Origin of the sequence: uncultured Paraglaciecola sp., from assembly GCF_963977085.1 — a bacterium.
GTDB lineage: Bacteria > Pseudomonadota > Gammaproteobacteria > Enterobacterales > Alteromonadaceae > Paraglaciecola.
In genome coordinates this window covers 128,815-154,165 of the sequence record NZ_CAXBNC010000009.1, presented here as the reverse complement: position 1 = coordinate 154,165, position 25,351 = coordinate 128,815, and the positions used below count along the sequence as shown (strand labels likewise).

At 40.7% G+C, this 25,351-nt stretch carries 22 protein-coding genes; 8 read left to right on the top strand and 14 right to left on the bottom strand.

Annotated features, from left to right (window positions below; all coding sequences use genetic code 11):
• Positions 1-34: 34 nt before the first annotated feature.
• Positions 35-706 (bottom strand): ribulose-phosphate 3-epimerase, encoded by a 672-nt coding sequence (gene rpe, locus AAC000_RS12735; protein ID WP_339723168.1) that lies wholly within the window; start codon positions 704-706, stop codon positions 35-37.
• A gap of 319 nt (positions 707-1,025) precedes the next feature.
• Here rpe and AAC000_RS12730 point away from each other — a divergent pair, with 319 nt between their 5' ends.
• Positions 1,026-1,709, top strand: a complete 684-nt coding sequence (locus AAC000_RS12730) for a TorF family putative porin (protein WP_339723167.1) — start codon at positions 1,026-1,028, stop codon at positions 1,707-1,709.
• Positions 1,710-1,874: 165 nt separating this feature from the next.
• Positions 1,875-2,177 (top strand): hypothetical protein, encoded by a 303-nt coding sequence (locus tag AAC000_RS12725; protein WP_339723166.1) that lies wholly within the window; start codon positions 1,875-1,877, stop codon positions 2,175-2,177.
• A 58-nt stretch (positions 2,178-2,235) separates the two neighbouring features.
• Here the strand turns inward: AAC000_RS12725 and AAC000_RS12720 are convergent, their stop codons facing one another.
• The 9 genes from AAC000_RS12720 to pilM all read right to left on the bottom strand — a co-directional run bounded on the left by AAC000_RS12720 (position 2,236) and on the right by pilM (position 11,316).
• Positions 2,236-3,069, bottom strand: coding sequence for a Dam family site-specific DNA-(adenine-N6)-methyltransferase (locus tag AAC000_RS12720; protein ID WP_339723165.1), 834 nt, complete (start codon positions 3,067-3,069; stop codon positions 2,236-2,238).
• A gap of 313 nt (positions 3,070-3,382) precedes the next feature.
• Complete coding sequence (locus tag AAC000_RS12715; protein WP_339723164.1) at positions 3,383-4,849, bottom strand: DamX protein; 1,467 nt, start codon at positions 4,847-4,849, stop codon at positions 3,383-3,385.
• Between the two features lie 74 nt (positions 4,850-4,923).
• Positions 4,924-5,991 carry a 3-dehydroquinate synthase gene (aroB, locus tag AAC000_RS12710; protein ID WP_339723163.1) on the bottom strand — a complete coding sequence of 356 codons (1,068 nt, stop codon included), beginning with the start codon at positions 5,989-5,991 and terminating at the stop codon, positions 4,924-4,926.
• Positions 5,992-6,031: 40 nt separating this feature from the next.
• Positions 6,032-6,547 carry a shikimate kinase AroK gene (gene aroK / locus AAC000_RS12705; RefSeq protein WP_339723162.1) on the bottom strand — a complete coding sequence of 172 codons (516 nt, stop codon included), beginning with the start codon at positions 6,545-6,547 and terminating at the stop codon, positions 6,032-6,034.
• 223 nt (positions 6,548-6,770) lie between these two features.
• The gene (locus tag AAC000_RS12700; RefSeq protein ID WP_339723161.1) at positions 6,771-8,537 is read right to left on the bottom strand and encodes a type IV pilus secretin PilQ family protein; all 1,767 of its coding nucleotides are present in this window, start codon (positions 8,535-8,537) and stop codon (positions 6,771-6,773) included.
• A complete protein-coding gene (locus AAC000_RS12695; RefSeq protein ID WP_339723160.1) occupies positions 8,530-9,069 on the bottom strand; it encodes a pilus assembly protein PilP in 540 nt (179 codons plus the stop codon). The genes AAC000_RS12700 and AAC000_RS12695 overlap by 8 nt, the downstream gene beginning before the upstream one ends.
• Positions 9,066-9,683 carry a type 4a pilus biogenesis protein PilO gene (locus AAC000_RS12690; protein ID WP_339723159.1) on the bottom strand — a complete coding sequence of 206 codons (618 nt, stop codon included), beginning with the start codon at positions 9,681-9,683 and terminating at the stop codon, positions 9,066-9,068. The genes AAC000_RS12695 and AAC000_RS12690 overlap by 4 nt, the downstream gene beginning before the upstream one ends.
• Positions 9,680-10,264 carry a PilN domain-containing protein gene (locus tag AAC000_RS12685; protein WP_339723158.1) on the bottom strand — a complete coding sequence of 195 codons (585 nt, stop codon included), beginning with the start codon at positions 10,262-10,264 and terminating at the stop codon, positions 9,680-9,682. Before AAC000_RS12685 ends, AAC000_RS12690 begins: the two co-directional genes overlap by 4 nt.
• Positions 10,252-11,316 carry a type IV pilus assembly protein PilM gene (gene pilM, locus AAC000_RS12680; RefSeq protein WP_339723157.1) on the bottom strand — a complete coding sequence of 355 codons (1,065 nt, stop codon included), beginning with the start codon at positions 11,314-11,316 and terminating at the stop codon, positions 10,252-10,254. Before pilM ends, AAC000_RS12685 begins: the two co-directional genes overlap by 13 nt.
• 138 nt (positions 11,317-11,454) lie before the next feature.
• Between pilM and AAC000_RS12675 the strand changes: the two genes are divergently transcribed.
• The 5 genes from AAC000_RS12675 (at position 11,455) to AAC000_RS12655 (ending at position 18,787) form a co-directional block, all read left to right on the top strand.
• Entirely contained in the window at positions 11,455-14,088 is a 2,634-nt protein-coding gene (locus AAC000_RS12675) for a penicillin-binding protein 1A (protein ID WP_339723156.1), read from the top strand.
• Positions 14,089-14,166: 78 nt separating this feature from the next.
• Positions 14,167-15,861: an NAD-dependent malic enzyme gene (locus AAC000_RS12670; protein ID WP_339723155.1), complete on the top strand. Its 1,695-nt coding sequence runs from the start codon at positions 14,167-14,169 to the stop codon at positions 15,859-15,861.
• A gap of 257 nt (positions 15,862-16,118) precedes the next feature.
• Complete coding sequence (gene add / locus AAC000_RS12665) at positions 16,119-17,120, top strand: adenosine deaminase (RefSeq protein ID WP_339723154.1); 1,002 nt, start codon at positions 16,119-16,121, stop codon at positions 17,118-17,120.
• A 218-nt stretch (positions 17,121-17,338) separates the two neighbouring features.
• A complete protein-coding gene (locus tag AAC000_RS12660; RefSeq protein ID WP_339723153.1) occupies positions 17,339-18,103 on the top strand; it encodes a YiiX/YebB-like N1pC/P60 family cysteine hydrolase in 765 nt (254 codons plus the stop codon).
• Positions 18,104-18,169: 66 nt separating this feature from the next.
• A complete protein-coding gene (locus AAC000_RS12655) occupies positions 18,170-18,787 on the top strand; it encodes a LysE family translocator (protein WP_339723152.1) in 618 nt (205 codons plus the stop codon).
• On the opposite strand, the gene AAC000_RS12650 is transcribed toward AAC000_RS12655, so the two are convergent.
• Positions 18,784-19,161: a DUF3703 domain-containing protein gene (locus AAC000_RS12650; RefSeq protein ID WP_339723151.1), complete on the bottom strand. Its 378-nt coding sequence runs from the start codon at positions 19,159-19,161 to the stop codon at positions 18,784-18,786. The genes AAC000_RS12655 and AAC000_RS12650 overlap by 4 nt on opposite strands.
• A gap of 163 nt (positions 19,162-19,324) precedes the next feature.
• Between AAC000_RS12650 and AAC000_RS12645 the strand changes: the two genes are divergently transcribed.
• Positions 19,325-20,545, top strand: a complete 1,221-nt coding sequence (locus AAC000_RS12645; protein ID WP_339723150.1) for a Xaa-Pro peptidase family protein — start codon at positions 19,325-19,327, stop codon at positions 20,543-20,545.
• Positions 20,546-20,827: 282 nt separating this feature from the next.
• Here AAC000_RS12645 and AAC000_RS12640 read toward each other — a convergent pair whose 3' ends face one another.
• From AAC000_RS12640 to AAC000_RS12630, 3 genes are read right to left on the bottom strand one after another with little or no spacing between them, the layout of a single operon-like run.
• On the bottom strand, positions 20,828-22,000 hold the full coding sequence (locus AAC000_RS12640; RefSeq protein WP_339723149.1) for an MFS transporter: 1,173 nt from the start codon (positions 21,998-22,000) through the stop codon (positions 20,828-20,830).
• Positions 22,001-22,023: 23 nt separating this feature from the next.
• Positions 22,024-23,733 carry a serine hydrolase domain-containing protein gene (locus AAC000_RS12635; RefSeq protein WP_339723148.1) on the bottom strand — a complete coding sequence of 570 codons (1,710 nt, stop codon included), beginning with the start codon at positions 23,731-23,733 and terminating at the stop codon, positions 22,024-22,026.
• Entirely contained in the window at positions 23,724-25,298 is a 1,575-nt protein-coding gene (locus AAC000_RS12630) for a sulfotransferase (protein WP_339723147.1), read from the bottom strand. The genes AAC000_RS12635 and AAC000_RS12630 overlap by 10 nt, the downstream gene beginning before the upstream one ends.
• Positions 25,299-25,351: the final 53 nt, after the last annotated feature.

Sequence of the window (25,351 nt, the reverse complement as noted above, 5' to 3'; positions counted from 1 at the left end):
AAATATATCTACTTATAAAATGTTGAAAGAAAAATTAATTAGCCAAAGCAAGTTCAGAGCGCATTTGTTCAATCACTAATTGATAGTCTGTTTGATCAAAAATGGCAGATCCGGCTACAAACATATCGGCACCGGCTTGTGCAATGGCGCGAATATTATCGACTTTTACGCCGCCGTCAATTTCTAATCGGATATCAAACCCTGATTGAGCAATTAATGCGCGGGTTTGTTTTAGCTTATCTAAGCTTTGAGGAATAAATGATTGCCCACCAAATCCTGGGTTAACCGACATTAACAATATATGATGTAATTTATGCATTACATGGTCTAGATGTTGTAATGGCGTCGCTGGGTTAAATACTAATCCTGGCTTACATCCAGAATCAATGATCAGTTGCAAACTTCTATCAACATGCTGTGACGCTTCTGGATGAAAACTAATATAGCTCGCACCTGCATCAGCAAACTGCTTGATCATATCATCAACTGGTTTCACCATTAGGTGAACATCAATATCTGCCGTTACCCCATGTTTGCGTAATGCTTTACACACTAATGGGCCGATAGTTAAATTGGGCACATAATGATTATCCATCACATCAAAATGTACCACATCGGCGCCCGCAGCCAACACCTTGTCCACCTCTTTACCTAAGTTACAAAAGTCGGCGGATAAAATCGAAGGCGCGATTAAATAAGGTTTCATTATTTTCCTTGTTGGCAAAAGCCGATACTTTACAGAAAAATCCAAATAGACAAAAGCACCTACTGTGCACCAATAGTGAAACATTGTTCATTAATGGTGCACCGCTCTTCTCGTAAAATTACATTTTTGTAAAATCACTGTTGCCCTTATTTTAAAAATAGGTAATAAAAACAATATGTTAATTTTAATGTGTGGGGTGTTGTTTGGCTTAAAACATTTAGGCATTAGTTTTGCGTTATACGGTCAATAAATAATAATAATATGACAGAAAGCCACCTTTAATTACTGAAAAATATAAAAATACTATCGGAGTACACACATGAAAACGTTAAAAATAACTTCTATCGCCGCCGCTGTTTTAGCTGCTTCTAGTTTTAGTCAAGTTGCGTTAGCCGACGTGGAATCTAATTTTGGAGCAACAAGTAACTACTTGTGGCGTGGTGTAACCCAAAGTGGTAACGCACCTTCATTGTCTGGTGGTATTGACTACTCTAACGAGAGCGGTTTTTATGCGGGCACATGGGTAGGTACTATCGATTGGACAGATGAAACTTCTGATGATAAAGGTGCCGAGGTTGATTTCTATGCTGGTTTCGGCGGTGAATCAGGTGATTTTGGTTATGATGTTGGTTATATCTATTATTATTATCCTGCGACTGGTTATGAGGACAGCAATTTTGGTGAAATCTACTTCAACGGTAGTTTTGGAGGTTTAGGTTTCGGCGTAGCATACACCATTAATAGTGATGCAGATGATGATGTGCCTTTTGGAACAGGCGATTTGTATTACAACGTGAGTTACGGCTTTGACTTAAGCAACGATTATTCGTTAGGTCTTACCTACGGTTATTATGATTTTGATACACCTAGCATCGATGTTGATTATGGTCACTTCCAAGTTGATTTAGGAAAAGGTGATTTTACCTTCACTATCTCAAAAGCAGATAAAGAATCTGGAAGCGATGATACTAACTTCGCAGTAAGTTGGGGCACTTCTTTTTAGTAGAGTCTCTACGTAAAAGTGAATGTTAACAGGAGCGCTTAGGCGCTCCTTTTGTTTTTAATCGTGGTATTTATCGATGAATGCCCTAACAATTCAGTTAAAGCACGTTGTTGAGTTTTCCTGTGCGGGTATAATGTCACAAAATATTTCAACGCGGATAACACAATGAATAGGAATTCGAAATCGTTATTTACTCTAACTGGAGTGGCCTTAACTGGTTTAGCGGTTGTTGCTATATTCAATGCTTCTCGGGTTTCCCTAGACGATAAAAGTATGTTTTGTGGAAATCTAGAAAATGCGGTTCTTGATCATGGGCTACCTGTTAGTCATCCAATCAACAGATGTGCCGCCGATCAAACAAAAGGTGTGAGTTGGTCTGAATGGTTTACTGGACGTTCAAGTTCATACCAGTTTCATTTCATAGATTTACTTGAGCTACTATCTCGCTCGGGAAATACTGAAGCTTAAGATCCCCAGATAACAATGTAAACTTACTCTACTGTAGATTGATTGAGACCAATTGAACTTATTTAGTCTGATAGAGTGCTAATAGTTCAGCCACCTTTAATCTAGTGCTACCATTTTGACTGATAAAACGGCTCACTTGAAGTTTAGTCATGTCAGCGCCTTGATAAATATCCCTAGTAAATTCTGTGTCGTGGTTACTCACTAATACTGGGATCTTGCGTGTGTGGCCAGTGCGGCGCGCCAAAGAAGCCAGTTTGATTTGGTTATCCAAAGTAAAGCCGCCAACGGCATAACTATTAAACATAGCTGTTTTGCTAATGGGGGCATAGGGAGGATCACAATATATTACAGAGCCTTTTCTCGCTCTTGCGAACACTTTTTCAAAGGAATCACAGGTGAAAGTGGCCAGTTGAGATTTTTCAGCAAAGTACCAAAGTTCTTTTTCCGGGAAGTAGGGCGCTTTGTATCTGCCAAAAGGCACATTAAATTTGCCACTATTGTTATAACGGCATAACCCGTTATAGCCGTGTCTGTTTAAATAAAGAAAATACACAGCGCGTTCGTAGATGTCTTCACTGTCATTAAACTTTTGTCGCATAACGTAATAACGTTTTTCTTCGTTATAGGCTGGCGTGAATAATTTGGCGCTGTCTCTGATGTATTCGGCAGATTGCTGTTTTACGATATTGTATAGATTGATTAAATCAGGATTAATATCGTTGAGAAGGTATTTAGAATAATTGGTATTGAGAAATACTGACCCTGCACCAACAAATGGCTCAATGAGTTTTTTAGCCTCTGGAAGTTTAGCGTTTATATCTTCAATTAGGCTGTATTTGCCTCCGGCCCACTTTAAAAAGGCTCTGTTTTTTTTATCTTTTGTTACTGCCAATTTTTCAACCTAGAGTCCGTAGTTTGACAGGTGATGAGACGCAGGAAAAAACCATTGCAGCAAGGCATGAATTGAAATAAGTGGTTGTTCCACTAATAAAAATCATAACGCAGAGCCAGCGGTTTTTAACCAGTATCAATGCCTGTAGCGTCTTCACCTTTGAGGTGTGACCCAACATAATGTTAATTTCAGATAGAGCATAATGCTAAATATCACTTTTAGCGGTCAACTGCGGTTTCTAGGTTCAACCAAGTCAGAGCCGCTAATTTATCAGGCCGAATTGTAACGGCACTGGGCTAAAACAACAAATAGCTTAGCGTCTAGAGAGCGTAATTTCTTGTTTTACCTGTGCAATACTCTTAACAAAAGGGGTATTCATTAACAGGCTGTCTGCTAAATGGCTTATTTCTGCTCTGGCATCTTGTATTGAAGTAAAATCTTGGTTTTTGAGTAACACATACCAAGCACCGCCATAACGTTGAGTTTTATATAACCAAAGCTGCTGACTGAGTTGATTTTCTGTAACGTAATCTTGCAGAATACTTATATTAGCCATCGCGGCTATTTGGATCACAAAGTTATTTTCAGGTAATGCCAAGATCAATTCAGGTTTTGGGCGTAGCATTTCGTCAGTCTGACTTTGCGCAACTGTTTTCGCAGAAAACTCTTCCATTTCAGCTACTGGTTTTAGGGCAACTGAATCTTCAATTTGATAGTCATTTACTGTCTTGGTTGGAAGGGGCGATTCAGCAATGGTAGTCGGCGGCAGTGATTCACTTGGCGTCGTTGTTTTTATAGCTGCCGATACATCAGCAGTATTACTTTTTAATAGGATTTTATTTGACTGCTTTTGAAGTTTGGCGCTTGCTGAGGTCCAATCGGTCACTAACTCATCTTTAATGTTAATTTTTTTCACGACTGGCAAATTTGTTGCTGCCGATAGCTGCTTAGTGGGTTGAACAATAGGTTCAGCATTTTCAACGGAAACTGGCTCGACTTTTGTAGTAACTTCTGGCGTTTTTTGCTGTTCAGTGGGCGTCGCTTGTTGAATGCTAGAATATGCTAATATGTCTTGCACTTTTTCAGGATATTGCCACCCTAATATCCCAGAAAAAACACTTAAAAAAATCAATCCAAATAAAATTGTCATCCACCACTTTTTATAAGTAGGTTTAGACTCGTAATTGTCAAAATGACGCTCTTCAATGCGTTGCGCGAACTTCTTTCGCTTATCTTGAATGAAGGCTTCTAAATCAGAAAACTCTTCAGTCTCTGTGTGCTGAATATCTATTTGACTATTTAACACTATGGGTTGTTCTTTGGATCTGCTCCCTAACCCAGACTTGGCTGTCTCGGCCCAATCTGAGAGCCCCATTAGCAATACATTGAGGTGTTGTTTGTTATTGGCAAAACGACTTTGTAATACTAAATCCCAGAGTTCTTTAACTAGCCTATCAGGGAGTTTTTCAGCATGAAATACACTGATCAATATTGGACCGCTATGATTATTCAGTGGTGCCAATAGTTGGTTTAGTGGTCGATTAAAGTCAGCCTTTTGATTTTGGCTTATAAGTTGACGAAACAGCTTCTCGCGATAGATAACTAAAGGGGTGAGTTCATTTGCGGTAAGCAACGCAAGATCAGCTTGTTCATTTTGATGGGCTAGAAAACTTTCTACAACTTGTGATTGTTGCGGTATTTTATCACTGCACACAAACACAAGTTGCGAAGAATAACTTATTAGATAGTCTAACCGGTTGTTGAGTTCTGACGCTGCCATTTATATATACCTAGGTTGTGATGGCTGTTACTACAATGCAAAACATCATCGATGTAACAACCAAAAATTAAGTCCTAAGCAAGAATGGCCTGTAACACCTCGTCTGAAATTTCATTTGTGACAACTGCTTTGCCAATTCCCTTGGGAATGACAAAAAACAGTTGACCCGCTTGCACTTTTTTATCGTGGCGCATATGTCGAACAAAGTCATCATATGTCATATCACTAGGTGCAACAGTAGGTAAATCAAATGCTTGCAGCAAAGATTCGATGCGACTGAATTCTGACGCGTCGAGCCAATTCATCTTAGTTGCAACTGCAGAAGCAAGAACAATGCCTGATGATACCGCTTCACCATGTAACCAGTTTCCATAACCTTTTTCAGCTTCAATGGCATGACCAAATGTATGACCTAAATTGAGTATGGCTCTTAAGCCAGACTCTCTTTCATCAATAGCAACTATTTCAGCTTTGATTTCACAACACCGGGCAATCATGTATTGCAACGCTGCAAGCTCATGTTGTTTGATGGCCTGTTGATTTTCTTCTAACCAGATAAAAAAATCTGCATCGTAAATCACACCGTATTTAATTACTTCTGCCATGCCTGCAGAAAATTCACGGCTTGGCAGTGTACTTAAACTATTCGTATCGATTAATACGGCTTTAGGTTGGTAAAAGGCACCAATCATATTTTTACCTAAAGGGTGATTGACTGCTGTTTTCCCACCTACTGAAGAATCAACTTGAGATAATAAGGTGGTAGGGATTTGAATAAAGGGCATACCACGCTGAAAGCTAGCAGCAACAAAACCCGTCAAGTCACCCACAACACCGCCGCCTAATGCAATTAATGTGGTGTCTCGGCCTGCTGACATTTCTAGCAACTTAGAGATCACCATCTCAAAGCTTTGCAGATTTTTGTGTTGCTCACCGTCAGGTACCACAATTTTACTGACTTCATAGCCTGCTAATGCGTGACTGACAATGGGAAAATACAGTGGATCAACCACATCATTTGTGACTACTACTACTTTTTTGGTAGTGAGGTGTGTGGTTAAAACCTGTGGGTCATCAAGCAGATTAGCTTGAATCAATATAGGGTAGCTACGCTCACCCAACTCAACTGTAAGTGTTGCCATAAGCAGCTAGCCCTATTAATTGTTATTTGTAAAAGAAGAGTTATAGACCTATTTTAGCGATGATCTGATTCGCTACGGCACGAGCACTTTGGTCATCAGTATCAACGATATAATCGGCAGCATCTTCATATAGTGGATTACGTTCTTCAGCTAGATTACGCAAAACTGTTTCAGGATCATCTTTTTGTAGCAATGGACGACGTTTGTCACGTTGAGTTCTCGCGACTTGTTTATCAATAGTGGTTTGTAAATAGACCACTATGCCGCGGGCGGATAGCCTGTTTCTGACGTTTTTACTGACTACAGAGCCCCCACCTGTTGCTAAAACAATGCCTTGTTTATCAGTTAGGTCGTTAATGATGTTTTCTTCACGTAGACGGAAACCTTCTTCACCTTCAAGGTCAAATATCCAAGCGATATCTGCGCCCGAGCGTTTCTCGATCTCTTGATCAGAGTCAAAGAATTCTAAATGAAGTTCGTCTGCAAGGTGCCTTCCAATTGTGCTTTTACCAGCACCCATGGGGCCTATAAGGAATATATTACGTTTTTCAGCCATTTTTGCTTATTTCACAACTATGTTTAAGGGGTAGAAAGTTCGTGCGGCTACCCTTTTATGGATTAACCAGACCTCGTCGAAAATTTCGATGCGCGATTATCTCAGTTTTACAGTGAATTTTGCAAGCTTTGTAAAGATTATGCGGCAGGAATTATAAAAAAACCGTCTAATCTATTGATTAGACGGTTTTTTTTCTAAATTAAGATAGCTGATTTGGATGGTATTATTTGCTTCTCAGCTCATCAGTCAAAATTTTGGGCGTTACAAAAATGAGTAACTCACGTTTTTCCAAGATTTCTGAGGTGTTTTTGAATAGGTAACCCACAAAAGGTAAATCACCTAAAAGTGGTACTTTTCTCACATCATCTGAACTACTTTGTTGGAAAATTCCGCCAAGAACTATGGTTTCTCCATTTTCAACTAACACTTGAGTGCTAATTTCTTGGGTATCAATTGCCACGGCATCACCAGTTGAGGTTGTGACTGTATCCCCTCGAGTATCTTGGGTGACAACCAAATCCATGATAATTCGGTTATCTGGAGTAATGTGGGGTGTGACTTTTAAACTTAACACCGCTTTTTTAAATTCAACTGAGGTAGCGCCACTTGAGGTTGCTTCAACATAGGGGATTTCTGTACCTTGTTCAATATAAGCTTCATGTTGGTTTGCCACTGTAATACGTGGACTGGCAATCACTTCACCTTTATTTTCAGACTCAAGGGCCGATAGTTCCAAATCAATTATGGTGCCATCTAGCAGGCGTGCAATCTGGATACCTATGCTGCCCGCTGGATTGCTGACCGGTAAGGCTACATTGAGCCTATCCGATATCGAAGGTACCACGCCGCTGGCGATAGAATCAGCACCGGTCAATGAACCAGATATGGCACCATCATTGACGGTATCGCTTAGACCCCATTGCACCCCAAGTGACTCGCTGGCGTTATCTCTTACGGTTACCATGCGCGACTCAATCAGTACTTGTTTAATGGGGATGTCTAAAGCGTCCACCAGTAATTTCGCTTCATTGATTGATGTTTGGGTGTCTCGAAGTAAAAGTGTATTGGTTCGTTCATCAACGGCAACACTGCCTCTGGGGGTCAAAATGCTGTTCTCTGTACCCTTAAGGATAGCTGCAAGATCTTGGGCTTTAGCATAATTAATTTGCACATTGGTAGAGACTAGCGGGGCCAGTTCAGCCACTTGCTGCTTAGATTGCAATTGCTGAGTTTCGCGAGCTGTTAGTTCTTCAGTTGGTGCAATCAGTAAAATATTACCTTCTAGTCTTTTATCCAATCCTTTGATTTTTAGGATCATATCTAAAGCTTGATCCCATGGAACCCCAGACAAACTAATAGTTACATTGCCCGTTACCGTATCAGTTGTGACAAGGTTAAAGCCATTAACCTGAGCAATTATTTGCAGTACTTGACGTACCGGCACGTCTTGGAAATCAAGAGAGATAGGTTCGCCTGCAAAATTGCTTTTCTGGTCTTCTTCTGGCGCATCCTTCAAACGCTTTTGGATTTCAATGCTTAAACTATTGGCATTTTTCTGATGACTGAAGGTGATTCTGTGCTGGAGTGAAAACTCTACTCTGGTTTGTTCTTCATCTTGGAAAGTTTCAATAGAATTAACGGGAGTTGCAAAATCTACCACGTCTAATTTAAATAATTGTTCATCGGCCAGTTTTGTTCTGGGTAACACCAAGCTTAAGGATTGCCCTTTTTCACTCAACTGTAATTGGAAGTTTTTATTGCTAAAAGTCAGCAACGCTTTTGCGCCACCACTAGGCAAGCGTGAAAACTGTATATCTTGTAATTCAGAACGAAATACATTGTCTACCTTAGATTGAGGGTCAACCAATACCACCGCTTCTTCTTGGCTTAAAGATTCAAATGCAAATAGGCTAAAAACGACTGCTAGTAACCAATACCATAGCGAATTAGTTCGATTAAGTTTTTTGTTAAAAATAAAACGCTCAGACATTATTTTCTCCTGCCTTCGAAAGCATGGTGAGTGTGGCTTGCTTTTTCTGCCAGCAGCCAGCACCATCGGGCAGCATTTCAGTAAAAGAAACTGTGCCATTTTGAATAGAATCGATTTTCCCAAAAAACAATCCTAGGTAATCGCCAATTGTAGCTTTAAATAAACTGCCGGTATTGGACTGAATAAGTGCCCATGTTTTACCATTCGATTGAAACACGCCTGTAATTGATAACGCATCGATACCAAATTTCTCCAAAGGTTGTTTACTTCGGTTAAAGTCGGGCTGAGCACAATTGGGTTGTGCTACGACTTGTTGTTCAACTCCCGCTCCAGTATTTCTTGGACGCTGAAAAGGGCTGCGTAACGTGTCTGCCGAATAGATAAAAGTAGGTTTGCTTTCAAATTCAGGGTAAGGCTCAATATTCACTGAAGTGGTTTGTTTCACTTCAGCGATGAATATTTGTAAATCATCAATCTTGGCTTCACAGCCACTTAATAGTGCTGCGGCTAACACAATCTTAAGATGTTTCATTGTGTTTGCTCCTTAGCCGTTGTTTCTTGCTCATTTGATGTTCTATAGGTTTTAGCCTGAACCTTGAGCTTAAGAGTATTACTTTCTTGAGTAACTTCAAAATCATGCACAGTCACTATACGTGGCAAGCCAGCTATCTCAGAGGCGAATTGGCCAAAGTTGTGATATCCCCCATATACCTCCATTTCTATAGGCAACTCTGAATAAAACTCCTTTGGAATTTCTCTTTGCCAATTTAACAATCTAAAGGTCAGTCCCGCTGACGTGCCCACTAATGTAATGTCATCCAATAATCCTGGGGTTTCATTACTGGTTGGCAGAGATTTCAACATCGATGAAAAATCGCTTTGTAAACGGGTTAATTGTTCTTCGTAGGCTGATAAGTTAACGGCTATTCGATACTTGCCTTGATATGTCTGTTTTAATGTTAATTCTTTATTCTGAGCCACTTCGAGTATGGGTAATTTATCTTTTAACAAAAAGTAATAGCCACCTAGTAGGCCAAATACAACTACAAATAATGCCACCAAAGATTTTACTTCAAAGGGCCAAGTAGCGACTTGTTCAAAGTCTAGATCATTGATCTCTTTTAACTTATTAACATCAAATTTCATTTGCTTGACTCCTCGGTAATAATTGAGAAATCCGGAGCAACGCTAGGGTTAATAGTAAAAGTGAGCTTAAAATCACTGACTGCTTCTAAAGCTGAAGTATCCGCTTTAATTGAAGATAATTCTCCACTACTAAAGACTGTTGAATCTTGTAACTGTCGCATAAAATCAGCCAATCTGTTATTTGATTCACTGACTCCTAATATTTCAATTAAATTTCCCTGGCGAGAAAAACTACGAAAGGACAAGCCATGGGGGACTAATCGTACTAACTCGTCTAAAACAATAGGCACCGCATTTCTGCTGGACTCTAATTGCTCAATCAAGGCCATTCTTTGTTCAATGGCTTCCTTGTCTTTTTTGATATCTTTAATTTTTTCAATTTGTTGATCCAATATAGCCGTTTGTTGCTCGATAAAATTATTTCGAACATTTTGGTTATCGGTCATTTTATCCAACACATTTCCAATAGCAAACATCAGACCAAAGGCACCCAATGCAAGCCCTGCAAGTAATGTTAGGTAATTTTTCTTATGCTCAGCTCTGCGACTTTCGCGCCAAGGCAATAAATTTATATGTGCCATGGTTGAAAACTCCTACTGGCCAAACCCGCAGCAATGATCAGTTGTCCAGAGACTTGTTCGAAATCTCCTTGGTTGATGGTTTCTGCTAGCGTCATATCGGTAAATGGGGTGAAACACATTACTTCAATTCCTAAGTCTGCGGTTAAGTCTTCAGGTAAGGATTTGAGGCGACTGCCACTTCCACATATCAGTAGTGAACTAGGGCGGCTTTCACCACTAGCACTAATGTATAATTGTAAGGCCCGATTTATATGTTGTTGTAGATTTGCTAAAAACATGGGATAGGCATCTTGTTTCCATGTTTCTGGTAATGTGTCATCTGTCAATTGTTGTTCAATCTGAGAGCGCTCTTGGCTGTATAGCATAGTCAAATCTTGAATCAGCGCATCCATACCAAAGTTGTGATCTTTTGTATAAATGACTTTTCCATTTTTGACGGCGCACATTTGTATATGGCTAGCGCCAATATTAATACAACATACGGTTTCATCTTCTTTTTGGGGATAGAAATTTGCAACTGCTGTACCTAAGGCGTAGCTTTCAACATCAACAATTTTGGCTTCATAACCTACTTCACCCAATAAGGTAATTCTGCGGTCGACTAATTCTCTATGAACCGCACTTAATAATACTTCAACTTTATTATTAGTGGTTTGACTGTCACCGATCTCTTCAAAATCTATGTACACCTCATTCAATGGATAAGGAATCAAACTATCAGCTTCCAATTCAATTTGGCTTTCAAGTTCGTGATCCGTTTGTCCTGGGTCCATATATACTATCTTATTCAAAACGGTTGAGCCTGACACGGCTATGGCAACTAATTTACTTTTATTTTTTAAGGCAAGTTTAACTTTTTTTAGCGCATGGCTGACAGCTTCGAAATCCTTAATTTCACGCTCTGCAAAAGCATTACCCTGAATGGGCTCGCAGGCGTAGGCTTGCAAGCTGTATTGTTCACCTGATTTTTCAAGAACCACAGCTTTAATAAAGCGAGTTCCTATATCAAGGCCAATCATTTTTTGTACTTTAGGGCCAAATAATTTTTTCAATTGTTAGACATCCGATTGAATGAGAATAATTCCACGCCAGCATTATTACGTAATTTTTTGTGTTTTATGGTTCTAATAACTGTACATAGGTATAAAATGTAGATCATTTATTAGAAGTTGCCTTGGTATTATCTATCCGTGAAGTTACTTAAACCCGCATTAATAACCATTTCCGTCACATTTGTAGCCGGTATTGCTATCCTATTAGGTACCTATTTTTATATCAAATCTGACTTACCTAGTGTCGACGTCCTAAAAGATGTTCGATTGCAAACGCCTATGCGTATTTTTACCCAAGATGGTAAATTGATTTCCCAGTACGGAGTGAAACGCCGCATCCCGCTTACACTTGAGCAAATTCCGGAACAACTAAAACAAGCCGTTATCGCCACCGAAGACAGTCGATTCTATGATCATCCCGGTATAGATCCTATCGGCATGATGCGCGCTTTAATTAATTTAGTCGTCACTGGCGAAAAAGGTCAGGGCGGAAGTACCCTGACTATGCAGATGGCGCGAGATTTTTTCCTTACCCGCGAGAAGAAATACATCCGTAAAATACGTGAAATTATCCTCGCTTGGCATATGGAGCAGCTATTAAGCAAACAAGAAATTTTAGAGTTGTATTTAAATAAAGTAGAACTGGGCCATAGAGCATTCGGTTTTGGTGCCGCAGCACAAGTCTATTATGGTAAGTCACTGAATGAACTCACATTGGCGCAAATTGCCACTATTGCTGGGTTGCCACAAGCTCCTTCAGCACTTAATCCCATAAGTAACCCAGAACGTTCGCTGGCTAGAAGGCGTATTGTGTTGTTGCGTATGCTGGATGAAGAATACATTAATCGTGCGCAATTTGACGAAGCTGTCAACGCCCCCGTTACCGCTAAAAAATACGGCGCAGAAATTAACTTAGATGCGCCTTACCTAGCCGATATTATTTATAGTGAAATGATTGAGCTGTACGGAAAAGACGAGGCCGAAACTGGCGGTTATCAAATTTATGCGACGGCTTCATCTGATATGCAAGCGGCAGCGCAACAAGCAGTACGTAGAAATTTACATGATTATGATGAACGTCATGGTTATCACGGTCCAGTCACACAACTTTGGTCAGCAGAGGTAACTGATAACAAAAAAGGTCAAGGTGTGGAAATTGAAAAATCTGAGTTAGATAGGTCAACACCATGGTCTGAAGAACAAATGTTAACTTATCTACAAGATGTACAAACCTTCGAATCCATGCATCCTGCTATTGTTGTTAAAGTGAATGAAAAAGACATCATAGTTTTTAATCAACAAGGTCAATACAATATTATTGACTGGGATGGTTTAGATTGGGCCAGACCTTATATAAATGACTCAAAACAAGGACCAGATCCCAAAACAGCCAGTGACATACTGCAAGAAGGCGCGCTGATTTTAATACGCCAAAGAGAAGACGATTTGCATTGGCAACTTGCTCAGTATCCACAAGCGAGTGGCGCTTTTGTTGCACTGGATCCTAAAAACGGCGCGGTTCAAGCGGTAGTAGGTGGATACAGTTTTTATCAAAGCCAATTTAACCGTGCAACCCAAGCCAAGAGACAAGTCGGCTCGAACATTAAACCCTTTATTTATTCAGCGGCACTGGAAAATGGATACACTTTGGCAAGTGTGATCAACGACGCCCCAATTACACAATGGCAAGCTGGTTCTGGTAACGCTTGGCGACCAGAGAACTCTCCTGCTGAATACGATGGGCCAATTCGTATGCGAGTTGCCTTAAGTAAATCGAAAAACGTGGTGTCGGTGCGTTTGCTCCGAGCGGTAGGTCTAGAAAACGTAGCAGAGCATTTGACTCGGTTTGGTTTTAATAAAGATGACATTCCTTTAGATGAAACCTTATCTTTAGGTTCTGGCTCTCACACACCTCTAGAAGTGGCAACTGCAATGGCGGTCATTGCCAATGGCGGGTTTTTAATTCAACCTCACTTTATCCAACGTATTGAAAATGAGATGGGCGACGTATTGTGGCAAGCCAACCCCAAAAATGCCTGCGATCCTTGCGATGCTCCCTCTCAAGCCCTTGAAAGCAACACCGACCCTGAAGATATTGAGGCGCTGTTAGCCGCAGAACTGGGTGTGGCACAACAGGTAGCAGAGCCTGTTTCTAATATTCTTTCTGCTCCTAGAGTTATCAGTGCTGAAAATGCATTTTTAGTCGCAGAGATGATGCGTTCAGCGGTGCAAATAAACGGCACTTGGGATAATCGAGGAACGGGATGGCGTGCCGCTTTGTTACTGAATCGTCGTAGCGATATAGCCGGTAAAACTGGTACCACCAATGATGTACGTGATACCTGGTTTAGCGGTTTTACACCTGACTTAGTGGCCACCGCATGGGTGGGATTTGATGATAATAATCGTCGCTTGGGTTACACCACACGCAATCAAAATTTAGTGAATAAAAATCCTCAAAAATTTAATTATATAGGTAACGCGCTTATTGGCAGTGAATCTGGTGCCCATGCTGCACAACCAGCATGGATAAGATTTATGCAATATGCCTTAGCGGGTGAGCCTGAACATGTGTTACCTATGCCTACAGATTTACTTACGGTGCGTATTGATAAGGGCACAGGCAAACTTACTAATAGAACAGATAAGACATCTATGTTTGAATACTTTACTCTAGGTACTGAGCCGCAAACTTTTGTTGCAGATGCACAAATTATTGAGGCTGCAGATCAAAGTGAACAGAGTCAAAAACAGATTGAAGATATATTTTAAACATAGATAACTCCTACACTGACCTTAGAGGTCAGTGATAACTTAAATAACCATATTAACTCACAGGACAAAACGTTAATGGCTAACCCAGCTACAAAGAATGCGCTTTACATTCCTCACTCTGGTCCCTCCTTATTAGAAACCCCCTTGTTAAATAAAGGCAGTGCATTTAGTTCAGATGAACGTATTACGTTTAACTTAACAGGCTTGATCCCGCCCCGTTACGAGACCATCAAAGAACAGGTAGATCGGGCTTATATGCAGTATTCCAGTTTTGATGAGCCGATTAACAAACATATCTATTTACGTGCCATTCAAGATAACAATGAAACCCTGTATTACCGTTTAATTAAAGAGCATATCGACGAGATGATGCCGATTATTTATACCCCTACAGTAGGTGATGCATGTGAGCAATTCTCAGACATTTACCGTAGCTCTCGTGGTTTGTTTATTTCTTATTCTGAACGTCATCAAATGGATGATATTTTACGTAACGCCACCAAGCGTAAAGTCAAAGTGATAGTGGTAACCGATGGTGAGCGTATTTTAGGTTTGGGTGACCAAGGCATTGGGGGCATGGGTATTCCTATTGGTAAGTTATCTTTATATACGGCTTGTGGTGGAATTAGCCCAGCCTATACCTTACCTGTGATGTTAGATGTGGGTACCAATAACGAAAAACTCTTGGCTGATCCTATGTATATGGGAGCGCGCCACAAACGTATTGGTCAAGCAGAATACAACGAGTTTGTTGATATGTTTATTCAGGCTATTTATCGTCGTTGGCCTGAGGTTATGTTGCAGTTTGAAGATTTTGCACAGCCCAATGCTATGCCTTTACTCGAACGTTACAGGGATAAAATTTGCTGCTTTAATGATGATATACAGGGTACAGCTGCGGTAGCGGTCGGCACTATATTGGCTGCTTGTAAAAGTAAAAATGTTAAATTATCAGAACAAAAAGTCACGTTTGTCGGTGCCGGTTCTGCAGGTTGTGGCATAGCCGAACAAATTATTCAGCAAATGTGCCTAGAGGGAATTTCAGATGCGCAAGCCCGCAGCCAAGTTTTTATGGTTGACCGATTTGGCTTGCTAAGCGAAGGCATGCAGGGGCTGCGAGATTTCCAACAACGTCTTGTGCAGTCAAATGATGTCATCCAAGAGTGGTCTTTTAGCAGCGAATTTCCTTCATTGCTTGATGTGATTAACTGCGCACAACCCGATATTTTAATTGGTGTTTCTGGGCAGGCAGGATTATTTACTGAACAAGTGATTCGTAATATGAAAAAACATTGCGAACTACCGATTATTTTCCCTTTGAGTAACCCATCTCGTCAAGTTGAGGCCACCCCACAGCAGGTGATTGAGTGGACGGATGGTAAAGTTATCATCGCCACAGGTAGCCCCTTCAAACCAGTAGAATACAAAGGCAAAACTTATCCTATTGCGCAGTGCAATAACAGTTACATCTTCCCTGGAATTGGCTTGGGTGTCATTGTATCTAAAGCCAGTGTGATCAGTGATGAAATGTTAATGGCAACAAGTGCAGCATTGGCAGAAGCTTCTCCACTAGCAGCGACGGGGCAAGGCGACTTACTTCCAGCATTGGGTGAAATAGCGCAGCTTAGTAAAAAGATTGCCTTTGATGTGGCAAAAATTGCGATGCAGCAAAACCTAGCCTTAGAAGTATCAGATGAGATACTAGAAGAACGCATAGAGCGAAACTTTTGGATGCCCGAGTATAGACCCTATAAGCGGGTCAGTATTTAACTACACAGTACGAAACTAAAGAAACATCCAATGAGGTGTTTCTTTAGTTTTTTTACCACAAGTCATTTCTGGCATTTATGTTTATAAATGTCACTTGATATTGAACGCACGCAAATAGTGCGCCTTCCCTTCTTTAGTCAGCTATTCTCATCGTAAAATACTGATATTGTCCATAACACTGGCAATGAGTAAGCGATTATATGGGCATTAAAGTTGCTTATCCTAATGCTACTTTATAATTTTGAGCGAATACAGTCATGCAAACCTTTATCGAAAAAATGCCTAAGGCAGAGTTACATGTGCATCTAGAAGGCACGCTAGAACCAGAATTAAGTTTTGCACTTGCCAAAAAGAATGGCATTGAGATGTCATATAAAACCCCACAGGAATTGATTGCGGCCTATGATTTTCATGACTTACCTTCATTTTTAACTATTTATTATGCAGGTATGAATGTGCTGGTGGAGGAAGACGATTTTTATCAATTGACCTATGCCTATTTAACAAAAGCGCGAAGTGAAGAAACCTTGTATGCAGAGTTGTTTTTTGATCCACAAGCACATACCACTAGAGGCATTGCTTTTGAAACAATCATTACTGGTATTCATAAAGCACAGGTTGATGCAGAGCAAAAGTTAGGTATCAAGAGCCAATTGATACTGTGTTTTTTGAGGGATATGAGTGCTGAATCAGCCATGCAGCATTTAGACTTAGCCATGCCTTATCTTGATTGGATAGTGGGTGTGGGACTGGATTCTGACGAGAGAAACAACCCACCTATTAAGTTTGCAGAGGTTTTTGCTAAAGCTAAGAAAATGGGCTTAAAGCTCACTATGCACTGTGATGTTAATCAAAATAATACCCTGACACATATTAATCAGTGTATTAGTGAGATTCAGGTTGATCGCATCGATCATGGGATAAACTCACTTGAAAGTGAAGAATTGTGCACCTTAATTAAAGACAAAAAGCTGGGATTAACTGTATGCCCAGTGTCTAACCAGTTTGTGGTGCAATCTCTTACTTCAGATGAGATCCACAAAATGCTCGATAAAGACATGTTAGTGACGATTAACTCAGATGATCCCGCTTATTTTAGAGCCTACTTAAATGAAAATTTGGTCAAATTACAAAAAGAAGGAGGATTTAATCAAGCACAAATTGTTACCTTAGTTGCTAATGCGTTTAAGGTTGCTTGGTTGGATGAAGTGACAAAAGAAAACTACTTGAATCAACTCGAAGATTACGTTGCTCAATAATAGTATCTAAATCAGTAGTGAGCATGGCATACCATTGGTGATTGAAATCACTCCTCAGTGCTACATTTAAACACTATATTTCTAGTTTGCTTCAGGCGTATCTAATTATATCCTGTAAAATAGTCGATGCTCATAACTCACTGAGTAGACTAAATTAAATTAATATGGGATATAATTAGTCTTTTACGAAAGACGGCTTAAGTATGCCAGAGGGTTGAATGAGTTTATTGCAGAAAATTGGCCGTATGTTAGCTGCGTATTTGGAAAAGCCGAGTGGGACAATTCAACCTTCAACTTGCAAACCTGAATTATTGGCGGCCTCTATCAGAGTCGGTGACGTTTTATTAGTGGATGGCTCCAGTCGGATCAGTACGGCGATTAAGTATCTCACCCAATCAACATGGTCCCATGCCGCTTTGTGCATCGCTGACGACAGCAACAGCGCCGAGCCAAGTTGTAACAATGTCACTTTAATAGAAGCGGATGTACTCGACGGTATAAGAACCATAGCATTAAGCCATTATGAAGACTTACACACTAGAATATGTCGCCCGGTAGGGCTAAATGATGAAGAAATAACGAGTGCTATCGGGTTCGCCACGGCCCAAGTTGGTCATCAATATGATATGAAAAATGTGTTTGACCTTATGCGTTACCTAGTGCAAACACCACCGGTACCCGCACGTTGGCGCAGAAAAATGATAGTGCTTGGTAGTGGTGATCCAACCCGCGCTATTTGTAGTTCATTAATCGCCCAGACATTCCACTCAATCCGCTACCCTATATTGCCAGACATCTTTTTAGAAAAAGCCAAACATCCGAACAATAGTGCTTATTACGACGAAGTGTTACAAATTCGCCACCATTCCTTATTTGTGCCCAGAGATTTTGATATGTCACCTTATTTTAAAATTATCAAACCCACTTTAGATAAAGGGTTTGATCCACACTCCATTGAGTGGAGTGAGTATCAACAGAATTAGTTTTCAAATTCCCCAAATAACCTCTGGGTCGTAAGATCCCTCTCATTTGACTATTGATAAGCAACTATGCCCACTTTCGCCACCTTAGCCGTATTTATTCCCACTATGTTTTTTATCTCGATTACCCCTGGTATGTGTATGACTTTGGCCATGACATTAGGGTTGAAAATTGGCTTGCGCCGAACCTTATGGATGATGCTCGGAGAAGTGTTTGGAGTCGCCTTAGTTGCCATTTCGGCAGTCATGGGGGCTGCTGCCATTATGTTAAATTACCCTAGCTTGTTCACTTGGTTTAAGTGGATAGGCGGGCTGTATCTGATGTATCTAGGATTCAAAATGTATTGGTCTGGTAGGCGAATGTCCTTAAGTACCGAGATGGATTTAACACTCAGTCGTTATGCTTTAATATCACAAGGCTTTGTCACCGCTATTGCCAACCCCAAAGGCTGGGCGTTTATGTTGTCCATATTGCCGCCTTTTATCGATGCTAGCCGACCTATTACTTTTCAGCTTATGGCGCTGGTGATTATCATTATGCTGAGTGAATTTATTTGTATGTTGATTTATGCCACAGGAGGTAAAGGTTTAAAAACGCTGCTTAATAAAGGCAATAATATTCGTTGGATGAACGGTATTTCTGGCACACTTTTGATAGGTGTCGGTGTGTGGCTAGCGCTAAGTTAGTGGGGTTGGGCGCTATTGTTGGCCTTATCTAATATTGCTGCTAGTTGGGGAGAAATAGGTAACACCTTAAATGGGCTAACATTAGTCCCACCTGTATTCCCAGAAGGAACTAACCCAATGGCAGTTTTGGTAGCTGCCCCCACTATACGCATGACTTGACCTAAACCTTCCTTAAAATTTAACTGCCTCATCGCCCAAAACAACATCAATATATGAACTTTAGTATGTAAATAGGTCGATGCTTGACCAAGCACATGGGCGTTTTCTAAGTGTTTAAATTCAATCACAGCATCGCCTTGTGTTCTTGCTTGTTTCGCCAAGGTGATTTCTTGCTCAACATGAGGTTTGATATTTTTGTAAAAGTGTTTAGACATTAATAGGTTCCTCAGTTGTAGTTAGATCAACAGCCCATAATACAAGGCGACTGTATATGATATCAGGATCTATCTTGGTGCAGCGGATGATACCATAGCTACTATTACATGAATAAAAGGCAACCCAAGTGAGTATTTTACGGGTACCGGAAAAGGAAACAACATGACAACCATTGGTATTGGCACCCAAACACCAGAACAAGCTTTATCCACGTTAAGCGATATGACCACAAGCCTAGTTCCCATTCAACCTGAAGAACACCTAAGTCGCATTGCCAAAGCCCAAGCTTATATGCAAGCCAATAATATTGATGCCATTTATCTTAACGCAGGCACCAATCTGACGTATTTTACGGGAATGAAATGGTATGCCAGTGAACGAATGGTGGGCGCGATATTACCTGCGGTGGGCAGTGTGCAATACATAGCGCCCTATTTTGAGATAGGCAGCTTAAACGGCTTTAAAGTGATAGACGGGCCAATCCATGGCTGGCAAGAACACCAGAATCCTTACGTTTTATTTGTTGAGGTATTAAAACAATTAAAAATAGCGGAGTCCGCTACTATAGGCATTGATGAAAGCGCGCAGTTTTTTATTTTCGATGGTATTAACAAAGCACAAACCGGTCTGCAGCTCATCAATGCTCAAGAAGTTACTGCCCATTGCAGAATGCACAAATCAAAAAACGAAATTGCATTAATGCAGGCCGCTATGAACATGACTCTTGCTGTGCATCAAGCAACCGCCAGTATGCTCTATGCTGGAATAAGCACCACAGAAGTCGAAACCTTTATTGCGAAAGCACATCAAAAAGTGGGTGCGACGGGTAACTATTTTTGTATTGTACTTTTTGGTCACGCTACCTCTTTCCCCCATGGTGTGAAAGATCCACAAATCCTCAAAGCAGGAGATGTGGTGTTAATAGATACCGGCTGTAAAGTGCATGACTATATATCTGACATTACCCGAACCTACGTGTTTGGTGAGGCAACAGATAGACAACGGCAGTTTTGGGATCACGAAAAAGCGGCACAACTCGCCGCCTTTAACGCCGCCCAAATTGGAGTGCCTTGCGAAGTTGTTGACGCTGCTGCCCGCGAATATTTAGCGTCACAAGGTCTAGGCCCTGAGTATCAAACTCCCGGCTGCCCACACCGCACTGGTCATGGTATTGGTCTAGACATTCATGAATGGCCTTATTTAGTTGGCGGTAATAAAACCCCACTTGCTACAGGCATGTGTTTTAGTAATGAACCCATGTTAGTGATACCCGATGAGTTTGGAATTCGCTTGGAAGATCATTTTTATATGACAGACACTGGCCCGCGCTGGTTTACAGAGCCAAGCGAAAGTATTGATAATCCCTTTGGTTTGGAGAATTAGCCTGAGTTGTTTTGATTGATGAAGGGAAAGAATAACCTTGATGTGAACTATGCCGCCCCATCAAGCATAAAGATTTGTGGCGTTTTTAGTTTCCTTAAAAATTAAGAAACGAACTCGATTGCATAAGCATCTTGGTTTTGTGTATCCAGTTGAATATGAAAAGACATATTCACAGCTAAGCTAAAAGCCCCCAAAACTGGGGGACGATTATACATCTCGTTTCTTAAAACAGAGAAACGAGATGTAAAAGTGTTAGCTATTGCTGGAAACTTCCTGGTTTTATCAAGCTTTGTCTAAGAGTTTTGCCGGCATATACGCCAGAATGGTCGCTACCACTAGGAAGAAGGTTGCGAGATAAATTACGAGTTCGTAATTATCATTGCTTAGAAACAACCCCGCCACCATAGGGCCTGAAGCTAAACCCATCTTAGAGGCAAAACCACCCAGTGCTGCAAGTTGCCCAGCTTTATCGAGCTCTGAGCAAATACCAAATAGGTAAGGCAATACAAACGCCCATGTGACTCCAATGAGCACATTAGCCAGCAAATAGACCATTTTATATTCACTGTAAATAAGCACCCAACTACAAAGTGCGGTTAACAGAATCGCGAAGATCAATGGTCGTGTTCGGCCAAATCGTGTGCCTATAAGAATGACTAAAAATGATCCTAATAATGCTACCCAACTTGCACTGGCCAAAGCTGGGCTCATAAATTCCATACTTAAGCCCTCAGCTTTTCCAAGACCAATTACATAGGCAAACAATCCCATATTTGCCGCTTGAAATAAGAAAATGGCGAGCAAATTGAATAACAAAGGTTTTCGACGTACAGGAGCTGGAAGTGCTGCTTTGGGATCCACTTTTGCAATGGGATAGTCTGGTAACCATGGCAGCATAACTAAGGACACCGCAGTAAAACTTATGAGTGATACAAACAGAGCGGTTGTGCCAAATTCTGGTACCAATCCGGGCAAATACATCAACCCTAGTCCACCTAAGCCCCATTGAATTAGCAGCAAATATCCAAATGTCTTGTCAGGATTTTCAGTGCGAGAAATCACCGCAAAACCAATCCCAACTAACAGGCCACCGGTCACGCCGTGAAAGGCTCTGACTAACACTAAAGTGGTGGATGAGGTTAGATAAATGCTCAGAAAATCTATGGAGATAATGACCAGCAATAATATATATGCCCATTTTTTCCAATCTATGTGTTTAACGATAAATACCGCCAATAGCGCCCCCGCTGCTGCACCATAAAGATTGGCCGAGCTGACAAAGCCAGCTTGTTGGTTGGTAAAGCCTAAACCTTCCTTTAGTCCACTGACTAAGGCGGGCATAATATTGATATAAAAGATCCCCGCTGTGGTTAAAAATGCCAGATAAATACGGGCTAAGATGCCGTTAGCATCGACTTTCCAAAATGAACTCGACTGAGACTCACTGATTAACATTATTCTCTCCTGCACAAGTGTTTTTAGGTATCTACTGTTGCCCTTGAACAGATAAGATTTAATTTTTCAAGTTCGGGTATTGCATCAGACCAATCAAAATGGAAGCTATCGCTGACATAATAATAGATTGATGACTTAGCCAGTAATGCAACGGTTATGCCGCCATAACCAGACATAAAAGGTATCCACTGGGTATTGGGGCACACATTATTTGCTGAAACTTGTCTCGCCCAAAAACCATGCTGATAACGAATGAAACTGTAGTCGGTAGTAAGTCCTCTGGCTTTTGGATTTTGTTGTAATGCTGCTTGTAGTGGTGCCTTTGCTAAGAGTCTAGATTCCTCGTTAGCAGAAGCTTGTTGACTGACAAAACGACTGAGTCGTACTAAGTCATCGCGAGTGAAAAACAGGCCATAACCGACGTAAGCTTGATTATCTAAATCAGTGGTTCTGCGGCTTTGTGAGGCGACTTGACTCAGGCCTAAAGGTTTGAATATTTTTTCATACAAAACATTGTTAAATAGGTTGGTTTGTTCACCAAGTTTGTCTTTCACGTAAGCGGTTAAACCCGCACCTAACAAGTAGGTATCTGAAGTGTGATACACAAAGGTTTTCCCCGCTTGGCTTTTCCGAGAGTAAAAACCACAGGCAAAAGCGAGTTTTTCATTATTGGTTTTGGCATTAAAAAAGGTCAATTTTTTAGGTGAAGCTTCATCAGCAGAATACTTAGATGATTGATAATGACCTGTGCTCATATCTAATAAATGGGAAAAAGTTACCTCTTGCCAATCATCGCCAGAGCATTGTTTTACCCAAGAACTGATTTTCTGAGAAAAAACGTCGCCATATTGCTGTTCGAGGTACAACATGGCTGTCGCTGCAAACAAGGTTTTAGCTGTTGAATATGAAGGCAATACCAATTGCTCACAAAATGGATAGTTGCCTGCGCGGGTTTGGCATTCAGACACATAATGTACGTCATCTACTAATAATCCATAAAGCGTCATATCAGTTGCTGCAATACTACTGGCTAATGCCAACTTCTCAATTTGAATTGGATTGGCTTGTTCAGTTAGGGCTTTGATGGGTTTGGTTTTAACTCTGTTGCTTTTTTCCTTGGCATAGGCAGTGATAACGGCTTGCTGTTTCAAATTTTTGAGTGGTGTATTGGTCACATTGCCGCGACCCCAGAAGTCAGCTTTAAAATAGGCGCATGTTTCACTACTTATCTGAAAATAGGCATGGCCTTGTGCTGCTTGGTTATCAAAAACCAGAACACCATTGTGGCTACAGTTTTCATTTTTTTCGATTAAAGTAAAGGGCATGCTCACTTTGTTTGATTCTTGCCCCGAGTTGTCTTGCAACATCTTGCCAACGCCTAGAATATAATCCCAGTAAGGATTGTCAGAAATCACTAAGTGCCTGATAGTTGGAATAATTTCACCGGAGTTGTTTTGCACCCAATCAAAGGTGATGTCTGGAAAAATCTGACGTCCGTCTGTTACCTTTTCTCCCGTACTTGTATTCACTAACATCGACATCTTGGCGTTAGCCAAAATGCTGGTGGAGCCTTGTTTGATTGTTACCTCAGTCTTTTGAGGTTGAGGTGTGAACAAAGACAAGGGAAGTGGTGTGTCAGGTAAAAATGTTTCGCTGTTTAGTATCTTAGTTAACTTGGCGGGGAAGGCAGAAAAACTGATGTTCAGTAGCACAACAAGTAAGATTAATCGCATGTTATACCTGCTGCTTCAAATCGCAATTTCACTTCTGATAACTGTTGGCTGAATTTTTTCCATTTACCAATAGAACTGCTATACAGTGGTTGTCTTACTTGGGCCGCACTTGCAGTAGTTGAAGCGGTTTGGTTTTGGTTAAATTCAATACACTTAGGCTCCCAAGGCAATTCACAATAATTCAGTAGTTTCCTTGTTTCACCTTCAATGTCGTTGACCAAGCTTTCGTAGCTAAGGTTATAAAGATGTTGTCCAAGCTCCTGTTGCCAATGGGCCATTAATTTATGATGGGCAATTTGATATTCACACAATTCATTTAGATCGTAAGAAAATGGATAACCCTGAGTGAAACATTGCTTAAAAATGGCAAAAAAAGTATCAAGAGGATGGCGCTGTACGTGAATTATTTTGGCGTTTGGCAAGGCCAAGCGGATCAGTCCTACATACAATGAATTTAGTGGTAATTTGTCAATAAACCGAGCATGGTTATTGGTGTCGGGACGGGTACTTTGAATGTAGTTTTGTCCCAGTTGCGCAAAGTCTATTTTAGTAGTGGCTTCGATTAACGATAACTTGTTGGCTGGTGGTGTTTTTAATTGTTGGCGAACTTGCTGCATCATGGCTATGGCAAAGTTGTTGAGTTCGCCGGCAGCGTACACTTCTGAATGATTAGCGACTATGCGCTCTACTAATGTACTGCCTGTGCGGGGTAAGCCAAGGATAAAAATGGGGGCAGGGTCGTCATATCCCACAATTGCACTACTTAGCATTCTATGGTCATAAACTTGTCTGATTTTGTTTAAAACCGCTAAGTCATTATCTAAGGTATATTGCATGTTGGCGCGGCGCGTTTGGGCACCTTGTTTAAGTGCCTCAAAGGCTTCTGGGTATTTTTGTAAGTCTTCTAATTCTTTGCCTAGCGCAAATAAAAGTTGTGTTTGTTCAATCGGTTTTTTAGGCTGTTTTAATGCCTGCTGTAGACCTAACACATGATTATGTTCAGAGGTTTGTTTCTTAAGGTTAGATCGTAAAAGCCAAGCTTCGCTGTCAGATGGATCTAGCTTAATCAACTGGTCAAAACTGTTTTGTGCCTCTTCTATTTTACCCATATAACGCTGCACTGACGCCAAATTAAATAGTGTTTGCGGGTTATTGGGTTGTATTGTTAATGCTTGTTGAAAACATTCAAGGGAAGATTGAAACTCGCCTAGTTTGTTAAATAACAAACCTAACTCAGTACAAAAACTAAGACTTTTCTGTGAACTATTAAATAGTGGTTGCGCCAATTCATTGGCTTCTTTTCTTTGACCTTTAAGCAAATGAACTTTTGCTTTATGTAAAGTCCATTGGTCAATATTTGGGTGTAGCTGTAAGGCATGATTGATATTTTCAAGAGCGGTATCGACACGCCCTTGTTCGGTTGCCACTATGCTCGCCGCGTACCATCCCGGCGCAAAGTCCGGGAAGGTTTGGCAAAGTTGCTGGCTTCTTTCAAAGGCGTTTGACAGTTTTTTATGACTCAGGTTTTGCCATACCTGTTGTAATTCAATTTCGGGATTTAACACGTTTTCCTTAGTTTCTGAATAAGTGTTAGTTAGCGTTATTGTGCTGTTAGTTA